The following is a 19,836-nucleotide window of genomic DNA, read 5'->3' on the forward strand; positions in this document are numbered from 1 at the left end:
TAGCTGGCGTGGCCGCTACCGGCCACAAGGACTGCGAGGGTAGGGGAGAAGCACCATGATTCACGATAAGCTCAGGGCCCAGCCCATCACCCTGGCAACCCCCAACCCCGAGACCATCCTTGAGGGGCTTGACCCCGAACAGCGTCGGGTGGCTACCGAATTGGCCGGGCCTATGTGCGTGATGGCGGGTGCCGGCACCGGCAAGACCCGGGCTATCACCCACCGCATCGCCTACGGCATCGCCATCGGCCGCTACAACCCGCGGGCCGTCCTGGCTCTTACCTTCACCAACCGTGCAGCCGAAGAGATGAAGGTCCGCCTGCGCCAATTGGGTGCATCCGGGGTCGTAGCCCGTACCTTCCACTCAGCCGCCCTCGCCCAGCTACGCTATTTCTGGCCCCAGGCTATCGGCGGCGCGCTGCCCGAGATTATCAAGAACAAATCCCAGTTCATCATCGAATCAGCCCGCCGCCTAGGGCTGGCTACCGACCGGGCCATCGTGCGCGACCTCGCCAGCGAAATCGAGTGGGCCAAGGTCTCCATGCTCACGGCCGAATCCCTCATGCCCCACCTGGCCCACCGGGAGCTGCCGGCAGATATCAGTCCCATCGACATGGTGCGCCTGTTGCGCACCTACGAGGAGCTTAAGGACGAGCGCAACGTCATTGATTTTGAAGATATCCTGCTGCTGACAGTTGCCATCATCGAGGAAAACCCCGATATTGCCGCCCAGATTCACCAGCAGTACCGCCACTTCGTGGTGGACGAATACCAGGACGTCTCCCCCCTGCAGCAACGCCTGCTGGACGCCTGGTTGGGGCGGCGCGACGATATTTGTGTGGTAGGCGACGCCTCCCAGACTATCTACTCCTTTGCCGGTGCAACCAGCCGCCACCTGCTCGAATTCCGCACCCGCTTTGAGGGCGCTACCGTGGTCAAACTGGTGCGTGACTACCGTTCCACCCCGCAGGTGGTCGACCTGGCCAACCGCCTGCTAGCTGCCCGCCGTCAGATGCCCGACTCCACCCGCTACTCCTGGGCCCCGCCCCTGCAGTTGGTCTCCCAACGAGAGCCCGGGGCTAAACCCGAGTGGTTTGAGTACGCCGATGACGAGCAAGAAGCAATCGGTATCGCTGAAGACATCAAGGACCTCATCGACAAAGAGGGCGTCCCTGCAGCCGATATCGCCGTGCTCTACCGCACCAACTCTCAATCAGCTGCCCTGGAACAGGCCCTCACCGATGCCGGAATCAACTATCAGCTGCGCGGTGCAGAACAGTTCTTTGACCGCCCCGAAGTCCGAGCCGCTATCAGCATGCTCCAGGGCGCAGCCAAAGGCGCTGAAGCCACCGACAGCGTCACCCAGCTTGTGAGAGATAACCTCAAAAACCTGGGCTGGTCAGCTAAAGCCCCCCAGCGCTCCGGTCAAGAACGCGCCCGCTGGGAGTCCCTTGAAACCCTGGTGTCCCTTGCCGACCGCCTTGCTGACGAGCGCAGGCAAGCGCGGGAGCAGGCGTCCGCTAATGGCGCCACCGATCTGCCCCCCGAATTCACCCTCTACGAGCTGGTTGCCGTGCTCATTCAGCGTTCCCAGCACCGTGATGCACCCTCCCTCAACGGCGTCACCCTCGCCTCCCTGCACGCAGCCAAGGGCCTGGAGTGGGAGGCCGTCTTCCTGTGCGGCCTCAACGAGGGCCTTATGCCCATCTCCTTCGCCCAAACCAGCGACGAGGTAGATGAAGAACGCCGTCTCTTCTACGTCGGAATTACCCGCGCCCGCTCCTACCTGACCTTGAGCTGGTCGCGCTCACGAACCCCCGGTGGGCGGGCCGGGCGCAAGCGCTCCCGCTTTATCAACGACATCGCTCCCAAGGGGGTCTAGTGGCTACCTCGCGTGAGATTCTGCCGGCAACGGCGTCCCGCCCTGAGATTGAGGTGGTGCGCTCTACCCGCCGCACCCGCACGGTACAGCTAGCTCCACCGAACCAGAGCGGACACCTGCGCCTGATGGTCCCCGCTGCCACTACAGCTGAGGAGGTCGAGAGCTACCTTGCCCGTCTGCTTCCCAAGATTGAGGCCCGCCGGACCCGTAAGGACGCCGGTGCTCAACTGGGTGCCCGTGATGAGTTTTTGCGGGAGCGGGCAGACTATCTGCGTGCTACCTACCTGCCCGAGGCCCCAGAACCGCTCTCAATCCGGTGGGTCACCAACCAGAAGCAGCGCTGGGCCTCAGCTACTCCTGCTGAGCGCACTATCCGCATCTCGCATATGCTTCAGGGCGCACCCGAGTACGCCCTGGATTCAGTGATTTTTCACGAGCTCTGCCATTTTCTGGAGCCCAACCATTCACCGGCTTTTAGGGCCCTTGAAGCCCGCTACCCCCACCTTGAAAAAGCACGAGGTTTCTTGGAAGGCGTCAACTTTGGGCAGAAAAAACAAGCAGAGGGTGCCTGAACGAAGGGGGTCTAGGGAAGATTCTTCCCTAGACCCCTGTCTGCTATTCCTTGTCCTTGCTGTCGGTTCCGTCAGAGGGTCCGTCGTAGCCGCCGGCTAGAAGCTTTTCTAGGGCTGCGTCGAATTCGTCCTCGCTGGCGTTGAGCAGGGCTCGGCGGGAGGTGAAACCAGCCGGGTCGTCCAGGTCTTCGCCGGTGGGTAGGGTTTCGGGGCCTTCCCAGAGCTGATCGCGGGCTTCGAAGCCGTGGTTCTCTTCATAGTGACGCCAGAAGGTGAGAGCTTCGCGCATCTTGCGGGGGCGAAGCTCAAGGCCAACCAGCTGCGAGAAGGCGTGTTCGGCGGGACCGCCGGTGGCGCGGCGTCGGGCCATGGTCTCAGCTAGCTGCGGGGCCATGGGCAGGTTTTTAGTTGCCTGTTCGGTAATGAGGCTGACCCAGCCTTCGATGAGGGCCAGCAGGGTTTCTAGGCGGTCAAGAGCCAGCTGCTGGTCTTCCGTCAGCTGGGGCTTGAATATGTCGCCGGCAAAAGCGTCCATCATGGCCTCGGGGTTTGAGGGGTCAAAGTCAATGTCGTTTGCGGCCTGCTGCATGCGTTCAATATCGACGCGGATACCGCGGGAGAAGCGTGTGATGAGGTCGATGATATCCTCACGCAGCCAGGGGTTGGTTTTGTGTAGGCGAATCAGGGCTGCTTCGCGCACAGCCAGGTAGAGCATGACTTCCTGGGCAGGGATTTCAAGCCCCTCGCCGAAGGCTGCGATACCGGAGGGTAGCAGGGCAGAGCGCCCTTGAGCCAGCGGGATGCCGATATCGGTGGAGGAGACGACTTCTTCGGCGAGCTTGCCAATAGCCTGGCCCATCTGCATGCCGAACATCATGCCACCGAGACCGGCAAAGAGGTTGCCGCCGCCTAGTATACCTACCATGTCTTCGGGCATCTGCTGCTGGATCGATGAGGTCATGGCTGCTGAAACTTCTTCGGCAACGGGGCCAGCGATATCTTTCCAGGTAGCAAAGGAGTTTTCAACCCACTCGGCCTTGGCCCAGGCCTCAACGCCGAAGGAAGGATGCTCGAAGACAGTGACGGGGTCGAGCCAGAGATCTGCCAGGGCTGCGGCATCACGGACGGCGCCTAGCTGGGTGGATGTCACAGAGGGATCTTCACCCATGGTCAAAACCTGGCGGGCGTGCTGCTTGGCCATGTCCCAGTTAACGGGGTCGTCGCTGGGCTGGGCGTTCATCATGGAGTTCACCTGGGCGAAGATGCCTGAGAGCATGGAAGGGTCTAAGGGGATACCCATGTTTTTGAGGGCATCAGCATTGAAGCCCGCGGCCCCGTTCATAGCTGACGGATCAAACCCCTGCTCCTGGAGCTTCTTGAGGAACTCTTCCAGGGGGTCACGGCCAGCTGAGTCGTAGGGGTTGTTGGTCACGTTCTGCCTCGTTTCACTTGGGGGCTGCGGCGCTCGCTGCTCCTGTTTCTCCCTAGCCTACCGACCGGAGCGCCTGCCCCGGGGGCTTTTAGCCCTGAGCCAAGTGGGAATTTGCTGAGGGGCGAACCCGGGGGAGCTGTTTTACTAGTAGGCTAGTCCTATGGTTTTTTCGAAGAGGGACAATGCAGGTACCCGCCCCCATGAACGCAGGGCTGATGTGCGTACGGTCAGTGCTGTGGGCGCTTTAGGGCTGTCGGTGCTTTCTTTGGTAATTCCGGTTGATTTTGTGACTGAGTCTCCCGGCCCCACCTTCAATACAATTGGTGAGTTTAACAGCAAGCCACTGCTTGAGATTGAGGGCGCCCAGACCTACCCGGTCAGCGGCAACCTCGATATGACCACTGTTTCGGTTGCCGGTGGTCCTAATTCGTCCCTGTTCGCGGTTGAGGCTCTTGCCACCTGGCTAGAAGACTCAACGGCTGTGCTACCCAGCGACCTCATCTACGACCCTTCAGTGACCAGCGATCAGGTCAACGCCCAGAACAGTGCCGATATGACCAATTCCCAGGAGGTAGCCCAGGCCGCTGCTTTGACCCAGCTGGGTATTGACTACACCGAAATGTTGACGGTCTCAGGTGCGGTCGAGGGTGGCCCGAGCCAGGGTCTGATACAGGAGGGAGACGTCATCACCGCCCTCAATGGCCAGGCCTTGACCAGCTACACCGACCTGACTGGGCGGGTGAACGCGTCCGCCGGGCAGCCTGTCACCCTCACCCGCGATGGTAATGAACAGGATGTTTCCGTCACCCCCTCCTACAACGAGCAGGGGCAGCGTTACGTGCTGGGCCTCTACATTGCCCGATCCTTTGAGTTCCCCATGACCGTTAACTACGGTCTAGAAGAAGTGGGCGGCCCGTCTGCTGGCATGATGTTTGCCCTGGGTATTATCGATGAGCTAACCGAGGGTGAGATGACCGGCGGCATTCACTTTGCTGGAACCGGCACCATCGATGCGGACGGAACCGTAGGCAGCATCGGCGGCATCGAACAAAAGATGCAGGGAGCTGCGGACGCCGGTGCTACGGTTTTCTTGGCACCGGCAGATAACTGCGGTGAGGTGGTCGGTAATGTGCCGCGTCGCCTGAACGTCATTAAGGTTGCTACCCTCGATGAGGCGGTAGATGCGGTGACCCGCATCGGTCAGGGTGAAGACCCTGCCACCTTCCCCACCTGCTCCTAAACCAGCAGGTAGTAGGGGAGTATCACCCTAGAGCTGAAACAGTAAGCCTACTCTCGAAACTCACAGCATTCTTTGGCAAAATAGTGTCTTATATGTAGCGTCGCCCACGGAGCGGCGTTGCCCGCCACACAGGCCGCAATTCTGCGGCAGATACGAAACACAACTGAAGGATACCCGTGAGTACCGGAAGCACCCCTCCCCGTTCATCATCACGCGCTCCTCAACGTAGAAACCGGCCGCTGACCGTGACCGTGGCAATCATTGCCGCCCTGGTCGTAGCCTTTGTTTTTGCAACCCAGGTGTACACCGACGTCCTCTGGTATGACCAGCTGGGCTACCTCAAGGTTTTCATTACCCAAAACCTGACTCGCGGTGCAGTCTTCCTGGTTGCAAGTATCGTTGTAGGTATCGCCGTCTGGGCCAGCCTCTTCTACGCCTATAGGCACGGCCAACTACAGACTCCCAGCCCTCGCCGTTCTGCTGGCCCCCGAGTGGATGCCAACGGCAACCCTGTGCCCGACCCCTATGGCGATATGCAGGACCTTTTCAACCAGAACATGGAGCGCTACCGCCAGGGTATTGAGCGTATGCGCAAGGTCCTTCTGATTGCTGTGCCGGTTCTTCTAGGCGCTTTCGTTGGCAGTGGGACGATGACCCAGTGGGAAACCGTCCTGCTCTTCTTCCAGGGCGAAAGCTTTGGTGCCACAGACCCCGAGTTCGGCCGCGACCTGGGCTACTTCATGTTTACCCTGCCCTTCCTCAACGTGGTGACCGGCCTGCTGAGCACCGCCATCATCTTCTCTGCTATGGCAGCTTTGGTTATGCACTACTTCTACGGCGGAATTGTAGTGGGGGAGCGCGGTATCACTACCACCGTGCACTTCCGCCGCCATATCGCAGTGCTCGGTGCCCTCTTCATTCTGCTACGCGGCATCACCCTGTGGCTGGCCCGCTACAACGCAACCCAGGACCAGTCCGGCTCCTGGGCCGGTGCCATGTATAGCGATGTCAACGCCATCATCCCTGTCAACGCGATTCTGGCGATTGCCTCCTTGCTGGTCGCTGCCCTCTTCGTCGTAGCGGCTGTGCGCGGGAACTTCCGTCTGCCCATCATCGGCACCGCCGTGCTGGTGATTGCCTCGCTGGTTGCCGGTGGCATCTACCCCTGGATTGTGCAGCGCTTCCAGGTTGTACCCAACGAGCAGGTAGCCGAAGCCCCCTACATCCAGCGCAACATCGACGCGACCCGCGCCGCCTACGGCCTGGACCAGATTGACGTTCAGAACTACGATGCCACCACATCCACCGCAGCGGGTGCCCTGCGCGGTGAGAGTGAGACCATCTCTAACATCCGTCTGCTCGACCCCAACGTGGTCTCCGGTGCTTTTGCCCAGCTGCAGCAGTTCCGCCCCTACTACCAGTTCGGGCAGAATCTCTCGGTTGACCGTTACACCATCAACGGCACCGAGACCGACACCGTCATCGCCGCCCGCGAGCTGAACCCCGACCAGAATGCCGGGTCATCCTGGGTTAACCAGCACGTGGTCTACACCCACGGCTACGGCGTCATCGCCGCCTACGGCAACCAGGTTGAAGCCGACGGTAAGCCCAAGTTCATCCAGTCGGGTATTCAGGCAACCGGTGCCATTAGCGGTGACTACGAGCCCCGTATCTACTTCGGCCAGAGCTCACCTGATTACTCCATCGTGGGTGGCACCGCCGAGGACGAACCGCTAGAACTTGACCGCCCCCAGACTGCTGACGACGAAAGCGGTGCGGACGCCAAATACACTTTCACCGGCAACGGCGGCCCCGTCATCGGTAACGCCTTTAACCGTTTGGCCTACGCCATCAAGTTCCAGTCCTCAGACATCCTGCTGTCGGACGCCGTCCGCCCTGAGTCCCAGATTCTCTACGATCGCGACCCCTCGGAGCGCGTGAAGAAGGTTGCGCCCTACCTAACCGTAGACGGCAACCCCTACCCTGCCATTATCGATGGCCAGGTGCTGTGGATTGTGGACGCCTACACCACCAGCAACCAGTACCCCTACTCGCAGGCGGCCCAGCTGGAGAACGCTACCTCGGATTCTGAAACCGCAAGCGGTGTTACCCAGGCTCTGCCCAACCAGCAGGTCAACTACATCCGAAACTCGGTCAAGGCCACCGTGAATGCCTACGACGGCTCCGTTACCCTATATGCCTGGGATGACCAGGACCCGGTTCTGAAGAGCTGGCAGAAGGTCTACCCCGATACTGTGCGACCCTACAGCGAGATGTCGGCTTCCCTGATTGAGCACGTGCGTTACCCCCAGGACCTCTTCAAGGTTCAGCGAGAGATTCTGAACGCTTACCACGTGACCAATGCAAATAGCCTCTACAACGGGGACGACCGCTGGTCGATTCCCAACGACCCCACTAACGACAGCGGCCGCCCGCTGCCCCCTTACTACATGTCCCTGCAGATGCCGGGTGAAGACTCAGCTCAGTTCTCCCTGACCACCAGCTTCATCCCCCAGCAGTCAGACAGCAACACCCGTAACGTCATGTACGGCTTCCTGTCAGCCAATGGCGATGCCGGTACCGGTAAGGACGGCGAAAAGGCTGAAGGCTATGGCAAGCTGACCCTGCTTGAGCTTCCCCGCTCATCGGTTGTTCCTGGCCCCGGCCAGGCTCAGAACGTGTTCAACTCAGATACCGCTGTTTCAACCGAGCTGAACCTGCTACGCCAGGGTGCTTCTGACGTGATCAACGGCAACCTGCTCACCCTGCCCGTGGGCGGCGGTATTCTCTACGTGCAGCCGGTCTACGTGCAGTCCTCTGGCGATGCCGCCTACCCCTCACTGCGCCGCGTCCTTGTGGGCTTTGGTGAGCAGGTCGGCTTTGCCCCCACCCTGGAAGAAGCCCTGGACGAGCTCTTTAGCGGTTCCTCCGGCGCTGAAACCGCTGCCGATGCCGGTGTCGATGAAACCGAGGCAGCTCAGGCAGCTGATGGTACTGCAACCAGCGCTGACAGCGCGAGCCTGACCGGCGCCCTGCAAGATGCCCGCAAGGCGATGCAGGACGCGGACGCCGCCATGAAGGCCGGCGATTGGGCCGCCTACGGTGAAGCCCAGACCCGCCTGAACGAGGCTCTGCAGCGCGCCATTGATGCTGAAGGTATCGAGGGCACTGCCACCACTCAGGCGAGCCCCAGCCCCTCACCTTCCAACTAGGAGCCAGGCTGTAGGCCTTAGGCAGATAAGGACGCCGCCTCCCGCAATCAGCGGGCTGGCGGCGTCCTTTTGTGTAGAGTGCATCACAAAAGCTGGTTCTAGCTTGCACTTCTTGTGGGAAGTGCGTATAGTTATATGAGTCGCCGCGGGGTGGAGCAGTTCGGTAGCTCGCCGGGCTCATAACCCGGAGGCCGCAGGTTCAAATCCTGCCCCCGCAACCACTTGATAAGTCGCTCCTGTTGGAACTAGTTCCACAGGGGCGATTTTCTTTTTGGCCCTTCCTTCTTGTGATACCTGCAAGGGGGAGGGGCTTTTTGCATTTAAGAGGGCAGGGCCCACTAGTTCGGCTACCGTGATGCCGAAATATGAGGCAATGATAAGAAGCTCGTTGAAACTAAAGCTAATCTCCCCCTTTAGTCGGCGGTAGATGCTGGCTTGGGGAACCCCCAAAATTTCACCTAGTTTAGTCTGCGTTATCTGACGTCGGCCCATCCATGCGCGAACTTCTGCGGCTAGGGCTGTATCTGCTGTAAGTGTAGTTGTTTCCATGCGGTTGATTCTACAGCGTAGAAACACATTATCAATCGAAATATGACGCAAATATATCGAAATGATGTACTTCCTGTTGCGGCATACGTCGAAATGACGTAATCTATGTTTCATGGACATCGACGAAGCAATCTCAACAAATATCCGAGTCTCTATTTTGCGACGGCGGACAACCCAAAAGTACTTAGCAGAGGGGCTAGGGATGACCCTTGCGGCTCTTCAAAATAGGCTGAGCGGGCGCGTGGAATGGCGCGTCAAGGAAGTCGAACTAGCTACCCAAGTTCTTGATACAGACCTGTGTGAACTTCTTAAGTTTGAACCGACTCACCAAGAGGGTCTGGTGGCCCAGTGAGTAGCAAGGCTATTGAGTGGGCACGCACTCACGGGTTCGAGAATGGGGCGGTAATTCGCACTGCAATTCTTCGATTTCTTGCAGAGCAGGCCGACGATAACGGCTACATTGCCGACCATGAAGGTGATAAAGTGAAGTGCCCCGGGTTTTGTTCCTAGGCATTTGCCTTAATTTCTATTCTCTCGTGATTTGGATTGCCAGTCCAAAACCCCGCTTCTACCTCTGTCGGCGTACGGTAACCGAGACTTTGGTGAAGCCGTGATTCGTCCCACCGCGAGACCCACTCAAACGTCGCGATCTCAACATCAACCACGTCAGTCCACGACCGCCTATGAATAAGCTCATTTTTGTAAGAACCGTTGACGTTCTCGGCCAAAGCATTGTCGTAGGAGTCACCGACTGTCCCAGTAGAGGCAATGATTCCATGCTCAGCAAGGCGCTCATTATAGACAATGCTCACATACTGCGAGCCGTGGTCTGAATGGTGAATCAGTCCCGTTGTTTCCTTTGCGCATACAATCGCCTGGTTGAGTGCTTGTAGTGGCAACGCTTCCGTGCGCATCGTATCTGATAATGCCCATCCGACAATTTTGCGGGAGTACACATCGGTGACAAAAGCGGTGTAGACGAACCCATTACCGGTACGGACGTAGGTAATGTCAGCCACCCGTAACCGATTCGGCCCAGGGGCACGAAGATCACGGCCTACCAAGTCAGGGCGATTATCCGAGTCCTTGGACCTGCGAGTTGTTACAGGCAACCGGCCTTTACCTTTTCCACTGACTCCAGCAAGGCGCATCAGGTAAGCGGTTTGCTCACGGCCGATGTCGATTCCTTCACGGCGTAGAGCATGCCACATCTTGCGGATACCATAGACTGCGTAGTTTTCTTCACGAACCTCGGCAATACGCTTTGTCAATGCGGCGTCGCGAAGGTTGCGGGTACTTAATCCCCGGGCTTTTGGCTGACGGTATCCGCGTGAGGAAATGAAGCCACCTTGCCGATTGCTCTTCAACGTCTGACAGATGAACTCGACTGTGAAACGATTCCGGTGTTCATTGATGAACTGGATCATTTCCGACGTTTGGGGTCGAGTTCCGAGGCGAAAAAAGCTGATGTGGCCTTCACAACTCGTTAGTGTCGCGAAGCTCCTGATTCTCACGACGCAGCTTGGCCACCTCTGCAAGGAGATCTTCAGGTAAAGGATCAATTGCCCTGCCTTCGCGAGGGACCGTCTGAGCCCACTGCCGGGCAGTATGCCACGAGATACCCAGTTTCGGGGCCACGATTTTGCACGCTTCTTGCAGGGAGATCTCCTGCGCCAGGATGCGGTCCTTAACAAGGCGGATTACCCGATCTTTGGCATCTTGATCAAATTTCTTGGGCGTGTTCCAGATTTTCCTATCTATTCAAACGGAACAAAACCTGGGACACTTCAAAGTTCAAGCCAACGACGACGGGTAATGATGGTTGAGGGCTGGCGCCCTGTTGCAAGGAGCCAATTATTAAAACTTGCAATGTAAGAAGTCCAGGTACTCACGTGATGACCTTTCTACAGATTAGATTTTCTGTAGGTGCAACTGGTGCTGTGAGTACCTGGACTTATCGGTAAATTTTCGAACGATGACCGGCGTTGAGAGCAATGATGATGAGCTCACCTTGGTCAAGGTCAAGGATGGCCCTGTAGTTACCTATACGGTATCTCCATAGGCCGGTAAATTCCCCGGTAAGCGCTTTGCAGTGGACTTGTGGAGTTGGTGATGATGCAAGCCAGTCGAGCGCGTCCATGATTCTACGCCGGGTCGGTTTATCTAGCTTTTTGAGTGCTTTGATGCAGTCCTTGTCATAGATAAGGCTCCAAGAGGAGGCTGACATAAAATTAGAGTCCTAGTTCTTTCCGTGCTTCTTCAACTGTGTAAGCACGACGTTCCCCACTTTTGATTGCTTTTACTTTTGCATGGAGCTCGGCGGCGTATTCTGCTTCTGCGATGTGTTCCTCAATGAGGGTGCGTGCACAGTAAGCAACAGAACGGTCAGATGCGGCTGCTAAGTTGGCTAATCGCTCTTTAAGAGATGATGGGACGCGGATGGTGAGTACGCTGTCCGATATGGTTGTTGTAGTCATGTATTCATTGTATGACATCCATGCTAGCCTGAATAGTAGTAGGTTGAATCATTAGAAGATACAGCCATTCAATATTTCCGTATTGCGTCGCATAGAAAGAAGCGAATGATGGGGTTTCAGTGGGATGACCCATTCGGAATAGCCAAGCGTCGTGCCCGTAGACGGGCAGAGCTTGAACAGCACTTACGTATTGTTCGCACTAACAACTTTGATGTTATTCGGCTTGATCGTGTGTACCAGAAGGCGCGTACTGGGGAAAAGGGCTATGGCTTGCATATGCACAGTGGGCAACCTTGCGACATATGGTTTCCTGGCGCATGGCCAGACGCTAAAAAGGTCTATATTGTGCAAGGGTTTTGGCGTGGGCCGGGGACTGAGCCTGTATGGTGGCATCACCACAGCGTCTCTTTTTTCCATGTCAATAGAATCATTGGTGAGATTCCGTGGAAAGTCTGGCGGGCCGGAGAACGATAAACTGCCACACACAAGTTACGGGCTATGCATAGTAGAATTTTTGAAGAATGAGTAGATACTTCACCAGTTCCCTGTAGCTTGGGACTGATAGCCCGGAGGCCGCAGGTTCAAATCCTGCCCCCGCAACCAAGATAAAGACCCAGTTCGTTAGAACTGGGTCTTTTGCTTGCCCGCTTGTTGGAACCCTGAATGCTCACCCCGAGAATATGTCGGTGAATAATAGGGAGCGGAGCGGCGTGCTGAGGAATACTGGTCTAACCCTTATCTTTTCCGTTATTTTTACTGTAAGTCACCAAACCAGCCGAAAAAATTAAGTGCTAGTACGCAGGGGATTATATAGAACAAGAGCCCTGTCTAGGAGAAAGTTATATCCTCACTGCTACTTCTGACCAAGAGGTTTATGTTGAACTGGAGCCGGAGGAAGTAGGTGAAGATTCCCAACGCTAGTCCAAAGGCATTCAAAGGAGCAAGGTGTTTCCGCAGAGGTTCTTTGCGGTGGGATGCGTCATTCATCTAAACTCCTCTGATTCTTCTACGTGACGATTGTAGTTGCGTATTCCACAAGTGTCTTTGAAGAAAACCTTCTCATTAAACACTATTGTGACCTCCTCTGATACCAGCGGCAAGCAGACCTTTACCAAGAACACAGGTCCTTCCGGTATCTAGGTAGTCACTGCCTATCACTAACTAGCTGTACACTGTGAGGGTGCTGAATTCTTCTTGGCACTCTCACCCACATTTGTTTATTAGGGAACTCATGTCTAAATACACACCCCGTCACGCCGCGCCTAAAAACACTGGAAAACGCCGGGTAACGGCTCTTTCACTCACCGCCCTGCTGGCCCTGAGCATGGCCCCGGCCAACGCAACTGACACCGCACCCCTGACAGAAAACAGCCAGGCCGTACAAGAAGCAGAAGCACTCATTCAAGAAGCCCTCACCAGTGAGGGCAACAGCCCCGCAGCCATCTACAACGATGCCCCCGAAGCATTAGCTGGAGGAAGCTTCTACGACGTTCCGGCCCAACTACCTGCCGCTAACGGCGCCCTCATCAAGAAGGAAAACTTTACCTTCAAGGTCGACGCCAACAACGTCATTGCCCACCCAGTAGCCCAGGCCCAGCGGATTATGTATAAGTCCACCGACCACCGGGGCAACCCTGTGGCTGTCACCGGCACCGCACTCACCACCACTAAACGGTGGGCTGGCCCCGGCGAGCGTCCTATCATCGCCATGGCCCCCGGCACCCAGGGTATCGGGGACTCCTGTGCTCCCTCTAACCAGTTCGCAGCTGGTAGTGAGTACGAAAGCCTTGTCATCACCTCCCTGCTGAACGCTGGTTACAACGTCGTTGTTACCGACTACATCGGCCTGGGCACTGCTGGAACCCACAGCTACCTCAACCGTGTAGACCAGGGCAACGCAGTTCTGGACGCTGCCCGCGCAGCCACCGCCACCGAGCTTGGCCTGGGGAGTGCAACCTCACCCATCGGGCTGTGGGGTTACTCCCAGGGCGGTGGTGCGGTGGCATCTGCCGGTGAACTCCAAGCAAGCTACGCCCCCGAACTCAATCTCAAGGGCATCTACGCAGGTGCTGTACCTGCCAATCTACAGGCGGTTACCAGCTTCATTGACGGCGGTCTCTACACAGGCTTCTCCCTAATGGGCGTTGTGGGCCTGGCCGATAGCTACGGCATCGACCTGAGCCACAAACTCTCAGCCGAAGGGCAGGCTGCCCTTGAGGCAGCGCGTGACCAGTGCACCCTAGAGGCCGTCGGAACCTTTGGTTTCAAGAACACCCGCACCCTCACCGCCAGCGGCCAGACCCTAGCTCGCGAAATGACCACCGACCCCCAGGTCTCCCAGATCATGGCGCAAAATAACCTGGGTCAGCAGGGGCGGCACCCTGAAGTGCCGATCCTTATCGCATCCTCCTGGGGCGATGATGTGATCCCCTACAGGACCAACCGTCAGCTGGCAGCCGACTACTGCCAGCAGGGTTCCCGGGTCACCTTCTATACCCTGGCAGGTGTCACCCACGTAGCCGGTATTTTTGAAGGCATCCCCCGCGGTCTGATTTTCCTGGATCGTCAGTTCAAGGGTCTCCCCAGCATCAACTCCTGCTGGCGGTTCTAGCTTTCTATAAAACGTGCATATAACAATAGGCCCGGGCAGGGCACTACTCCTGCTCGGGCCTATTGCACGTCTTTTTCAGGTGCCTCTCTCACAACTGAGAGGCTGACTCACGGTATAGGCTGCTCCTTACTCTCTGTTGACTAGATTAGATGGAAAAGAATTAGATACCTGCTGGCAGATAGCTGACTACGCCCCAGGGGGAGGTTACGGTAACTCGATACTGAGTCTTAATGACTGAGCCGCTGGCGGTAGCGGTATCGCCGTAAGTGGCTGCCGGCATGCGGGTCATGAAAGACACCACGCTGGCACCGGCCTGACTGTTGGCAATAACGTTTGCACCCACTCCACGTGTTCCATTAGAGCTGTAGGCTGCACCACCATTAGCGAAAAATGAAGCGATCAGTACCGGTAGGAGTGGGATGGTAGACCACATCGTCTGAAACGTTTTCGATGGTTACTGAAATGATGGTTCCCTGGCCGACGCCATTGATCCCGTTGACTGAGATGATATCAGCATCAGGGCTTCTGCTTGCTGGGTATGTAGGTGCGGTTGCGCTTGGAGTTGTGAAATGGTTGCCTGCCTGAGTAGTGGGTAGTGAATTATCGAGAGAGAAAGTCTGCAGCCCGGTAACACAGCTGCTGGTGGGGTAGACAGCCCACTCAAGTTCCTTGGCAACGGAGCCGGTGAAGTTACCCTGGGAGGGCCAGACGTTGGACCAAGGGGCAGAAATAATTTTGCCGTAGGTGCAGTCGTCTTCTACCTGGGATACGGACGCGGCAAAAGCAGGTACAGCTGTGCTGGCAAGAATGACAGGGTCGGCCCAGCCTGTGCCACGTGCCAGGGTGCGACACTGGATTTGGGGTGTAGTCACGGTGGTAATCCCTTTGTATTGGTGCAAGGTTACGGACGGTTCTGCAACAGCTGTTGAAACAACCGTACCACCAAATCTTTTATTTGGCACGCTTGTGTTTGCTTTTTACGAAAAGTACTTTGTTGGATTCAGGGAAAGGTGCTGGTAAATAGGGTGATGTCTAGAAATATTGGGTATTTAAGATTTTTTTGCGGCACTCCTACTGGGGTAAAAAGATAGATATATAAAAACACCTGTGCTTTTATCTCTTGTGGTGACACAAAGAAAAGACCGGCCGCACTATCAGGTGCGGCCGGTCTTTAGTTTATTGAGGTGAGGGTCTTAGGCTGCCTGGGCCCAGTGGCCTGCAAGGTCTGCTGCCAGCAGGGTTCGTAGGGTGCTGGTGTAGTTGGCAGGGATTCGGTTAAAGCGGTAGCCGTCAATAGTAAGGGTGTTGCCCAGGAAGGGGAGATGGGTCAGTTTGGCCTGATCAAGTGCATGTAGGTCAAGTGAAACGCTGTTGCCTGCCTGGAAGGAGTTCTTGAGAATCAGGACGCGCTCGTTGGTGATGACCAGCAGGGAGTCGCCAAAGCTGCCAAACTTGCCGGTGGCTACATCAACAACGGTCTCCCCGCACACCATGGAATCTGCCATGTGCAGAGCCTTGTGAAACTTCTTGAGCCCACCGTGGGAAGAGTGGCGCTTGACGGCAGATTCCAGCGAAGCACTGGTGTAGGTGTCGGTCGCCCAGTTTGCAAAAATCATGGTGCTCTTCCTCAAACGGTCGGTGGGGTGGTGTATGAGCTGTACCCAACTATACACATATTTTGTCCCCCAAAGGGCAGGTTGTAGAGAAAAAATTTGTCCCCCGCTTGTCGTATCTCCTAAATTGTCCCCTGTTTGAGCTGGTAGGCCCCATACCCGGAAAAAGCTGGGTGTGAAAGTTTGGGAAAAATTTACCTGTGAAATATATAGATAGGGGCTGGGGACAAACTGCGCCAGAATTTTGGGGGACAAGGTCGGGTAGGTGCTGTCCCCCGGAGAGCATGCCACAATAGATAGCAGTAATACTTCGACCTGTAGGGCTGCACGCACATGAAACCCCTGATTATCGGTATCGCCGGTGGCACCGGCTCCGGCAAGACCACCCTAACCAACTCCCTGCTTGAAAAGTTTGATGGCCAGGTAGGCGTGATTTATCACGACAACTACTACAAACGCAATGACCACCTCACCTACGAACAGCGCTGCCTGCTGAACTACGATGCGCCCGAAGCTTTCGACAATGATCTTCTAGTGACCCACCTTAAAGCCCTCATCACGGGGCAGACCATCGAGACCCCTGTCTACGATTTCGCGGATCACAACCGGTCAGATGAGACTCTCATCGTTGAACCCCAGCCCATCATCATCCTTGAGGGCATCCTGATTTTCGCTGAGCCTGAAATTCGCGACCTGTGCGATATCAAGCTCTTTGTAGATACCGACGCCGATGTGCGCATCCTGCGCCGCTTGCGTCGCGACGTCATCGAACGGGGCCGTACTATTGAGTCGGTTGAGGCCCAGTACCTTACCACCGTCAAGCCCATGCATGAGCTGCATGTGGAGCCCTCAAAGCGCCACGTAGACATGATTATCCCCGAGGGGGTCAACGTGGTTGCTCTCGATATGCTGTTCCACCGTATTACCGGCCAGATTGGTACCCAGGCAGGTTAGCCCTAGCCGTAGGCGGGAGCAAACCGTCGAAAAGAGCGTCCTTGTACTCTTGGATACAGATGTGGGGCCCACCTCCTAAGGAGGTGGGCCCCACATCTGTTTAACCCTTGTAGCTGTTTTACTGCTTGCCGGCCTTGAGCGCTGCTAGGCGGGCTTCGAGCTCTGACTGGCGGCCGAGTTCTTCAAGGTCATTGAACTGGGCATCGAGGGAGGATGCTGCGAGCTCCTGCTGGCCGCGTACGCGGGCTTCTTCGCGGCGTACCTTGTCTTCGAAACGGGAGATTTCGCTGGTGGAGTCCATGATGTCAAAGGCCTTGAGAGCGTCGTTGACCTGGGACTGGGCCGCGGCTGACTTCTGGCGGGCTACGAGTTCATCGCGCTTGCGCTTGATTTCGTTCAGCTTCTCCTTCATCTGGGCCAGACCGGTCTTGAGTTGTTCAACAACGGCGGTCTGAGACTCAATCTGGGGCTTGATGGCGGAGGCCTCATTCTCTGCCTGCATCTGGCGGCCCAGGGCGATCTTGGCCAGGTTATCGAACTTGTCGGCGTTAGCGGTGTTGCCTGCCGCCCGGAACTCGTCGGCCTTATTTGAAGCTGCCAGGGCCTTAGCGCCCCATTCGCCTGCTTCGCGTAGGTCTTCGGCGTGGTCTTCTTCGAGCATGCGCAGGTTGCCGATGGTCTGGGCAACAGCCTGTTCTGCTTCGGCGATGTTGTTGGTGTAGTCGCGCACCATCTGATCGAGCATCTTCTGAGGGTCTTCAGCGGCGTCAATCAGGGCGTTAATGTTGGCCTTGGTGAGCTGGGCGATGCGGCTGAAAATAGTCTGCTTAGCCATGAGAGTACCTTTCGGTGGGTGGGGAAAGCATGAGCGGGCTTGCTGTGCCTTCTTCTATTCTGTCAAGGCTTGGGGCAGATGATGGTCTGCCACACCTTATGGTTACTACGTTGTCAGCGAAAACTCAGCCTGCGCACAGGCACTGGGCCGTGTGCGAGCAAGAGGAGAGAGCCGGACGGACGCCGGTGGGCTAGAAATTGCCCCCGGCACCTCCGCCGTCGCCCCAGCTACCTCCACCGCCGAAGCCTCCGCCGAAGGTGCCACCGCCCATACCGCCGCCAAAGCCGCCTGAGCCAAATCCACCTGACCCGAAGCTGCCGCCAGAGCTGTGGTTGCTGCCCCCGAGTAGGGTGCCGAGCAGGATGCCGCCGAGCATAGCTGAGTTGTAGTTGCCGCCGCCGGAGTAGCCGTTGCGCTGGTTGAAACGATCCACATCGGAGCGGGCCATGCGCTGGGCTTCCCCGGCGAGGCGGATAGCATCATTGGCGTGAGATAGGGCAGCGATGGGGTCGCTGTGCTGGAGCTGCTGGGCCTCGGTGAGGTGGCGTTCTGCTTCGCGGAGACGGGTGCGGGCTTCTGCCTTTACGCCGCCTCGTCGTGCCCAGACGTATTCGCTGGCTGATGATACCTGGGCCTGGGCAGATACCAGGGTGTGGCCCAGGGTTTCACGGGCGCTGCGCTCTTGTTCGTGGGTTTGGCGCACCGCATCGAGGGCAGTATCTAGGTCTGACCGTACTTCGTGGAGCCGCTGGTTGAGCAGGTAGGGGTCAATTAGCCCGGCGGAGCGTTCGGCTCGAATCTGGCCGAGTACGGCCTGAACCCCGGCGGCAGCACCGGAGAGCTGGCTGCTGCTGCCTGCTCCGCTGCGGGCTAGCTCCTGAGCCTGGGCAACGTCGCGGTCAGCCAAAATCAGAGCGTTATCGAGTGAGGCTGCCATCTTGCCCAAATCGGTTTCAGCGTGATGAATAGACTCGAGCAGCCCTCTGGCCTGGCCGAGAGCTTCTTCACCCGCGCGCAGGGCAAGAATAGCCTGGCTTCGCTGGGTGTCCAGTAAATCTTCTGCCTCCTTAGCCTCTTGCCGGGCAAAGTCTAGGCGGGCTTGGGCCTCACTGATGTTGTCTGCTACCGCCCCGAAAGCACTGGGGGAGTAGAGGGTACCGAGGCGGTCGAGGGCTGCCTGGGCGGCGGGAAAGAGCGGAGCTGCTGAGGCTATGCCCTGGTTGAGGGTAGCGAGAGCCTGGGGCGCGGTTTCTTCGAGCTTGCGTAGGTTAGTGAAGTTGGCAACCTGCTCGTTGAGGGCCTTCTGGGCGTCTTCGGTGCGGGCAATAATTTCGTTCAGCCAGGCCCTCTGGTCGGCTTCAGCGTCGGGGATTTCATCGTCCAGCTGTTTTTGCAGCTGGAAGGAGCGCTGCATGTGGTTCTTCGCCGCCTCGATGGCAGCCAGGAAGGGTTTGACCTCGTCATCACCGTACTGCAGGCGGGCGAACTCAACTTCCTGCTGGGAGTGGGCGATGGCGTCATCGGTGGCGACCAGCTGGGCACCTGCCCGAGTACGAAGCTCTTCAATGGAGGGCAGGGGCTGGGATGAGGTGGGGTGCCCGCTGCGGCTGCCTCCGGTGTTTTTGCGCGCGGACGCCCGTGAGCGGCTAAAAGCCCAGGCCCCGCCGCCAGCGATGGCGGCTACGCTCAGGAGGGTAGCACCACCCACGAGCGCTCCCGAATTACCTGACACTACTGAACCAGAACCGAGTTCAGCCTCGATACCGGTGACCGCAGCCAGCGCAGCGGCCGCATAGTCGGAGTTCGCTAGCTCAGGGTAGATGTAATTCTGATAAATCTTCTCCTGCTGGCTGGTAGAAAGAACCGAGGTGGATCCTGCCATAAAGTAGGCCTGGCGGGCTTCGGTAGCGATGACCAATACCACGTCGTTGGTGCCCATATTGTTGAGGGTGGCAAAGTCACTGGTCCACTCCGAAGAGGAGCTGGGGCTTTCGAACTGATCAATGGTCACAACAAAGAGATTGACCTGTTCGTCACTGGCAAGCTGGCTGATGGCGCCCTCTAACGAACTTGTGTCTCCCAGCGAGGAGGTGGTGTCGCTGACCCGAACCCCGGCGTCCAAATCGTAGGGGGCCGCTGCCAGGGTAGCGGGCGATATTCCCAGCGCCAAAGCAAGGGCAAGCAGGGCAGTGGTGGCAGGTTTGCGTGACATGGGGTCTCTCTTCTAGAGGTCAGCGGTACTTGAGCACTATTGTAGCCCCGCTCACCCTGCTCTCTTTTGAGGTAGGCGACGGAGTTCACCCTCAGCTCAGGGCGATGCGCTCCTCAGCTCTATGTACAGCAAACACACAGCTTTGCTTCATCTCTAACACAGACCTGTAGCGCATAGTGGGAGCTAAGAAAACACCGCAGGTGCACCTCTTGAACAGGTGCCCGCATCAAAAGATCTCGAAAGAAAG

16 protein-coding genes and 1 tRNA gene are annotated in these 19,836 nt (G+C 57.4%); 7 read left to right on the forward strand and 10 right to left on the reverse strand.

From position 1 onward, the window contains the following. The first annotated feature begins 55 nt into the window (after positions 1–55). Complete coding sequence (locus QM007_RS03745; protein ID WP_283490613.1) at positions 56–1,882, forward strand: ATP-dependent helicase; 1,827 nt, start codon at positions 56–58, stop codon at positions 1,880–1,882. Continuing rightward, positions 1,882–2,454, forward strand: a complete 573-nt coding sequence (locus QM007_RS03750) for a M48 metallopeptidase family protein (protein WP_283490614.1) — start codon at positions 1,882–1,884, stop codon at positions 2,452–2,454. The genes QM007_RS03745 and QM007_RS03750 overlap by 1 nt, the downstream gene beginning before the upstream one ends. 43 nt (positions 2,455–2,497) lie before the next feature. Here QM007_RS03750 and QM007_RS03755 read toward each other — a convergent pair whose 3' ends face one another. Further along, positions 2,498–3,886, reverse strand: coding sequence for a zinc-dependent metalloprotease (locus QM007_RS03755; RefSeq protein ID WP_283490615.1), 1,389 nt, complete (start codon positions 3,884–3,886; stop codon positions 2,498–2,500). 160 nt (positions 3,887–4,046) lie between these two features. On the opposite strand from QM007_RS03755, the gene QM007_RS03760 reads away from it, so the two are divergent. The 3 genes from QM007_RS03760 to QM007_RS03770 all read left to right on the forward strand — a co-directional run bounded on the left by QM007_RS03760 (position 4,047) and on the right by QM007_RS03770 (position 8,559). Further along, positions 4,047–5,126: a YlbL family protein gene (locus QM007_RS03760; protein ID WP_283490616.1), complete on the forward strand. Its 1,080-nt coding sequence runs from the start codon at positions 4,047–4,049 to the stop codon at positions 5,124–5,126. A 176-nt stretch (positions 5,127–5,302) separates the two neighbouring features. Then, positions 5,303–8,338 carry a UPF0182 family membrane protein gene (locus QM007_RS03765; protein ID WP_283490617.1) on the forward strand — a complete coding sequence of 1,012 codons (3,036 nt, stop codon included), beginning with the start codon at positions 5,303–5,305 and terminating at the stop codon, positions 8,336–8,338. Positions 8,339–8,482: 144 nt separating this feature from the next. Then, positions 8,483–8,559 (forward strand) — tRNA-Met (locus QM007_RS03770). Here QM007_RS03770 and QM007_RS11090 read toward each other — a convergent pair. The 4 genes from QM007_RS11090 to relB all read right to left on the reverse strand — a co-directional run bounded on the left by QM007_RS11090 (position 8,516) and on the right by relB (position 11,364). Continuing rightward, complete coding sequence (locus QM007_RS11090) at positions 8,516–9,007, reverse strand: helix-turn-helix domain-containing protein (protein ID WP_502949092.1); 492 nt, start codon at positions 9,005–9,007, stop codon at positions 8,516–8,518. The two genes, QM007_RS03770 and QM007_RS11090, sit on opposite strands and share 44 nt — an antisense overlap. Before the next feature lie 386 nt (positions 9,008–9,393). Continuing rightward, a protein-coding gene (locus QM007_RS03775; protein WP_502949093.1) for an IS3 family transposase occupies positions 9,394–10,636 on the reverse strand; the annotation gives its coding sequence in 2 pieces (ribosomal slippage) (positions 9,394–10,366 and positions 10,365–10,636; 1,245 coding nt in all). Between the two features lie 205 nt (positions 10,637–10,841). After that, the gene (locus tag QM007_RS11095; protein WP_283490619.1) at positions 10,842–11,114 is read right to left on the reverse strand and encodes a type II toxin-antitoxin system RelE family toxin; all 273 of its coding nucleotides are present in this window, start codon (positions 11,112–11,114) and stop codon (positions 10,842–10,844) included. A 4-nt stretch (positions 11,115–11,118) separates the two neighbouring features. Next, a complete protein-coding gene (gene relB, locus QM007_RS03785) occupies positions 11,119–11,364 on the reverse strand; it encodes a type II toxin-antitoxin system RelB family antitoxin (protein WP_180377918.1) in 246 nt (81 codons plus the stop codon). 1,231 nt (positions 11,365–12,595) lie between these two features. On the opposite strand from relB, the gene QM007_RS03790 reads away from it, so the two are divergent. Beyond that, positions 12,596–13,975, forward strand: a complete 1,380-nt coding sequence (locus tag QM007_RS03790) for a lipase family protein (RefSeq protein ID WP_283490620.1) — start codon at positions 12,596–12,598, stop codon at positions 13,973–13,975. Between the two features lie 160 nt (positions 13,976–14,135). Here QM007_RS03790 and QM007_RS03795 read toward each other — a convergent pair whose 3' ends face one another. The 3 genes from QM007_RS03795 to QM007_RS03805 all read right to left on the reverse strand — a co-directional run bounded on the left by QM007_RS03795 (position 14,136) and on the right by QM007_RS03805 (position 15,591). After that, positions 14,136–14,318, reverse strand: coding sequence for a hypothetical protein (locus QM007_RS03795; RefSeq protein WP_283490621.1), 183 nt, complete (start codon positions 14,316–14,318; stop codon positions 14,136–14,138). Between the two features lie 37 nt (positions 14,319–14,355). Next, positions 14,356–14,847, reverse strand: a complete 492-nt coding sequence (locus QM007_RS03800) for a hypothetical protein (protein ID WP_283490622.1) — start codon at positions 14,845–14,847, stop codon at positions 14,356–14,358. A 321-nt stretch (positions 14,848–15,168) separates the two neighbouring features. Next, complete coding sequence (locus QM007_RS03805) at positions 15,169–15,591, reverse strand: hypothetical protein (RefSeq protein WP_283490623.1); 423 nt, start codon at positions 15,589–15,591, stop codon at positions 15,169–15,171. Between the two features lie 330 nt (positions 15,592–15,921). Between QM007_RS03805 and udk the strand changes: the two genes are divergently transcribed. Continuing rightward, positions 15,922–16,542, forward strand: a complete 621-nt coding sequence (gene udk, locus QM007_RS03810) for a uridine kinase (RefSeq protein ID WP_283490624.1) — start codon at positions 15,922–15,924, stop codon at positions 16,540–16,542. A gap of 118 nt (positions 16,543–16,660) precedes the next feature. Here udk and QM007_RS03815 read toward each other — a convergent pair whose 3' ends face one another. Further along, entirely contained in the window at positions 16,661–17,377 is a 717-nt protein-coding gene (locus QM007_RS03815) for a PspA/IM30 family protein (RefSeq protein ID WP_283490625.1), read from the reverse strand. A gap of 190 nt (positions 17,378–17,567) precedes the next feature. Next, positions 17,568–19,589 (reverse strand): TPM domain-containing protein, encoded by a 2,022-nt coding sequence (locus QM007_RS03820; RefSeq protein ID WP_283490626.1) that lies wholly within the window; start codon positions 19,587–19,589, stop codon positions 17,568–17,570. Between the last annotated feature and the right edge of the window lie 247 nt (positions 19,590–19,836).

This window comes from Rothia sp. SD9660Na (genome assembly GCF_030064065.1).
GTDB lineage: Bacteria > Actinomycetota > Actinomycetes > Actinomycetales > Micrococcaceae > Rothia.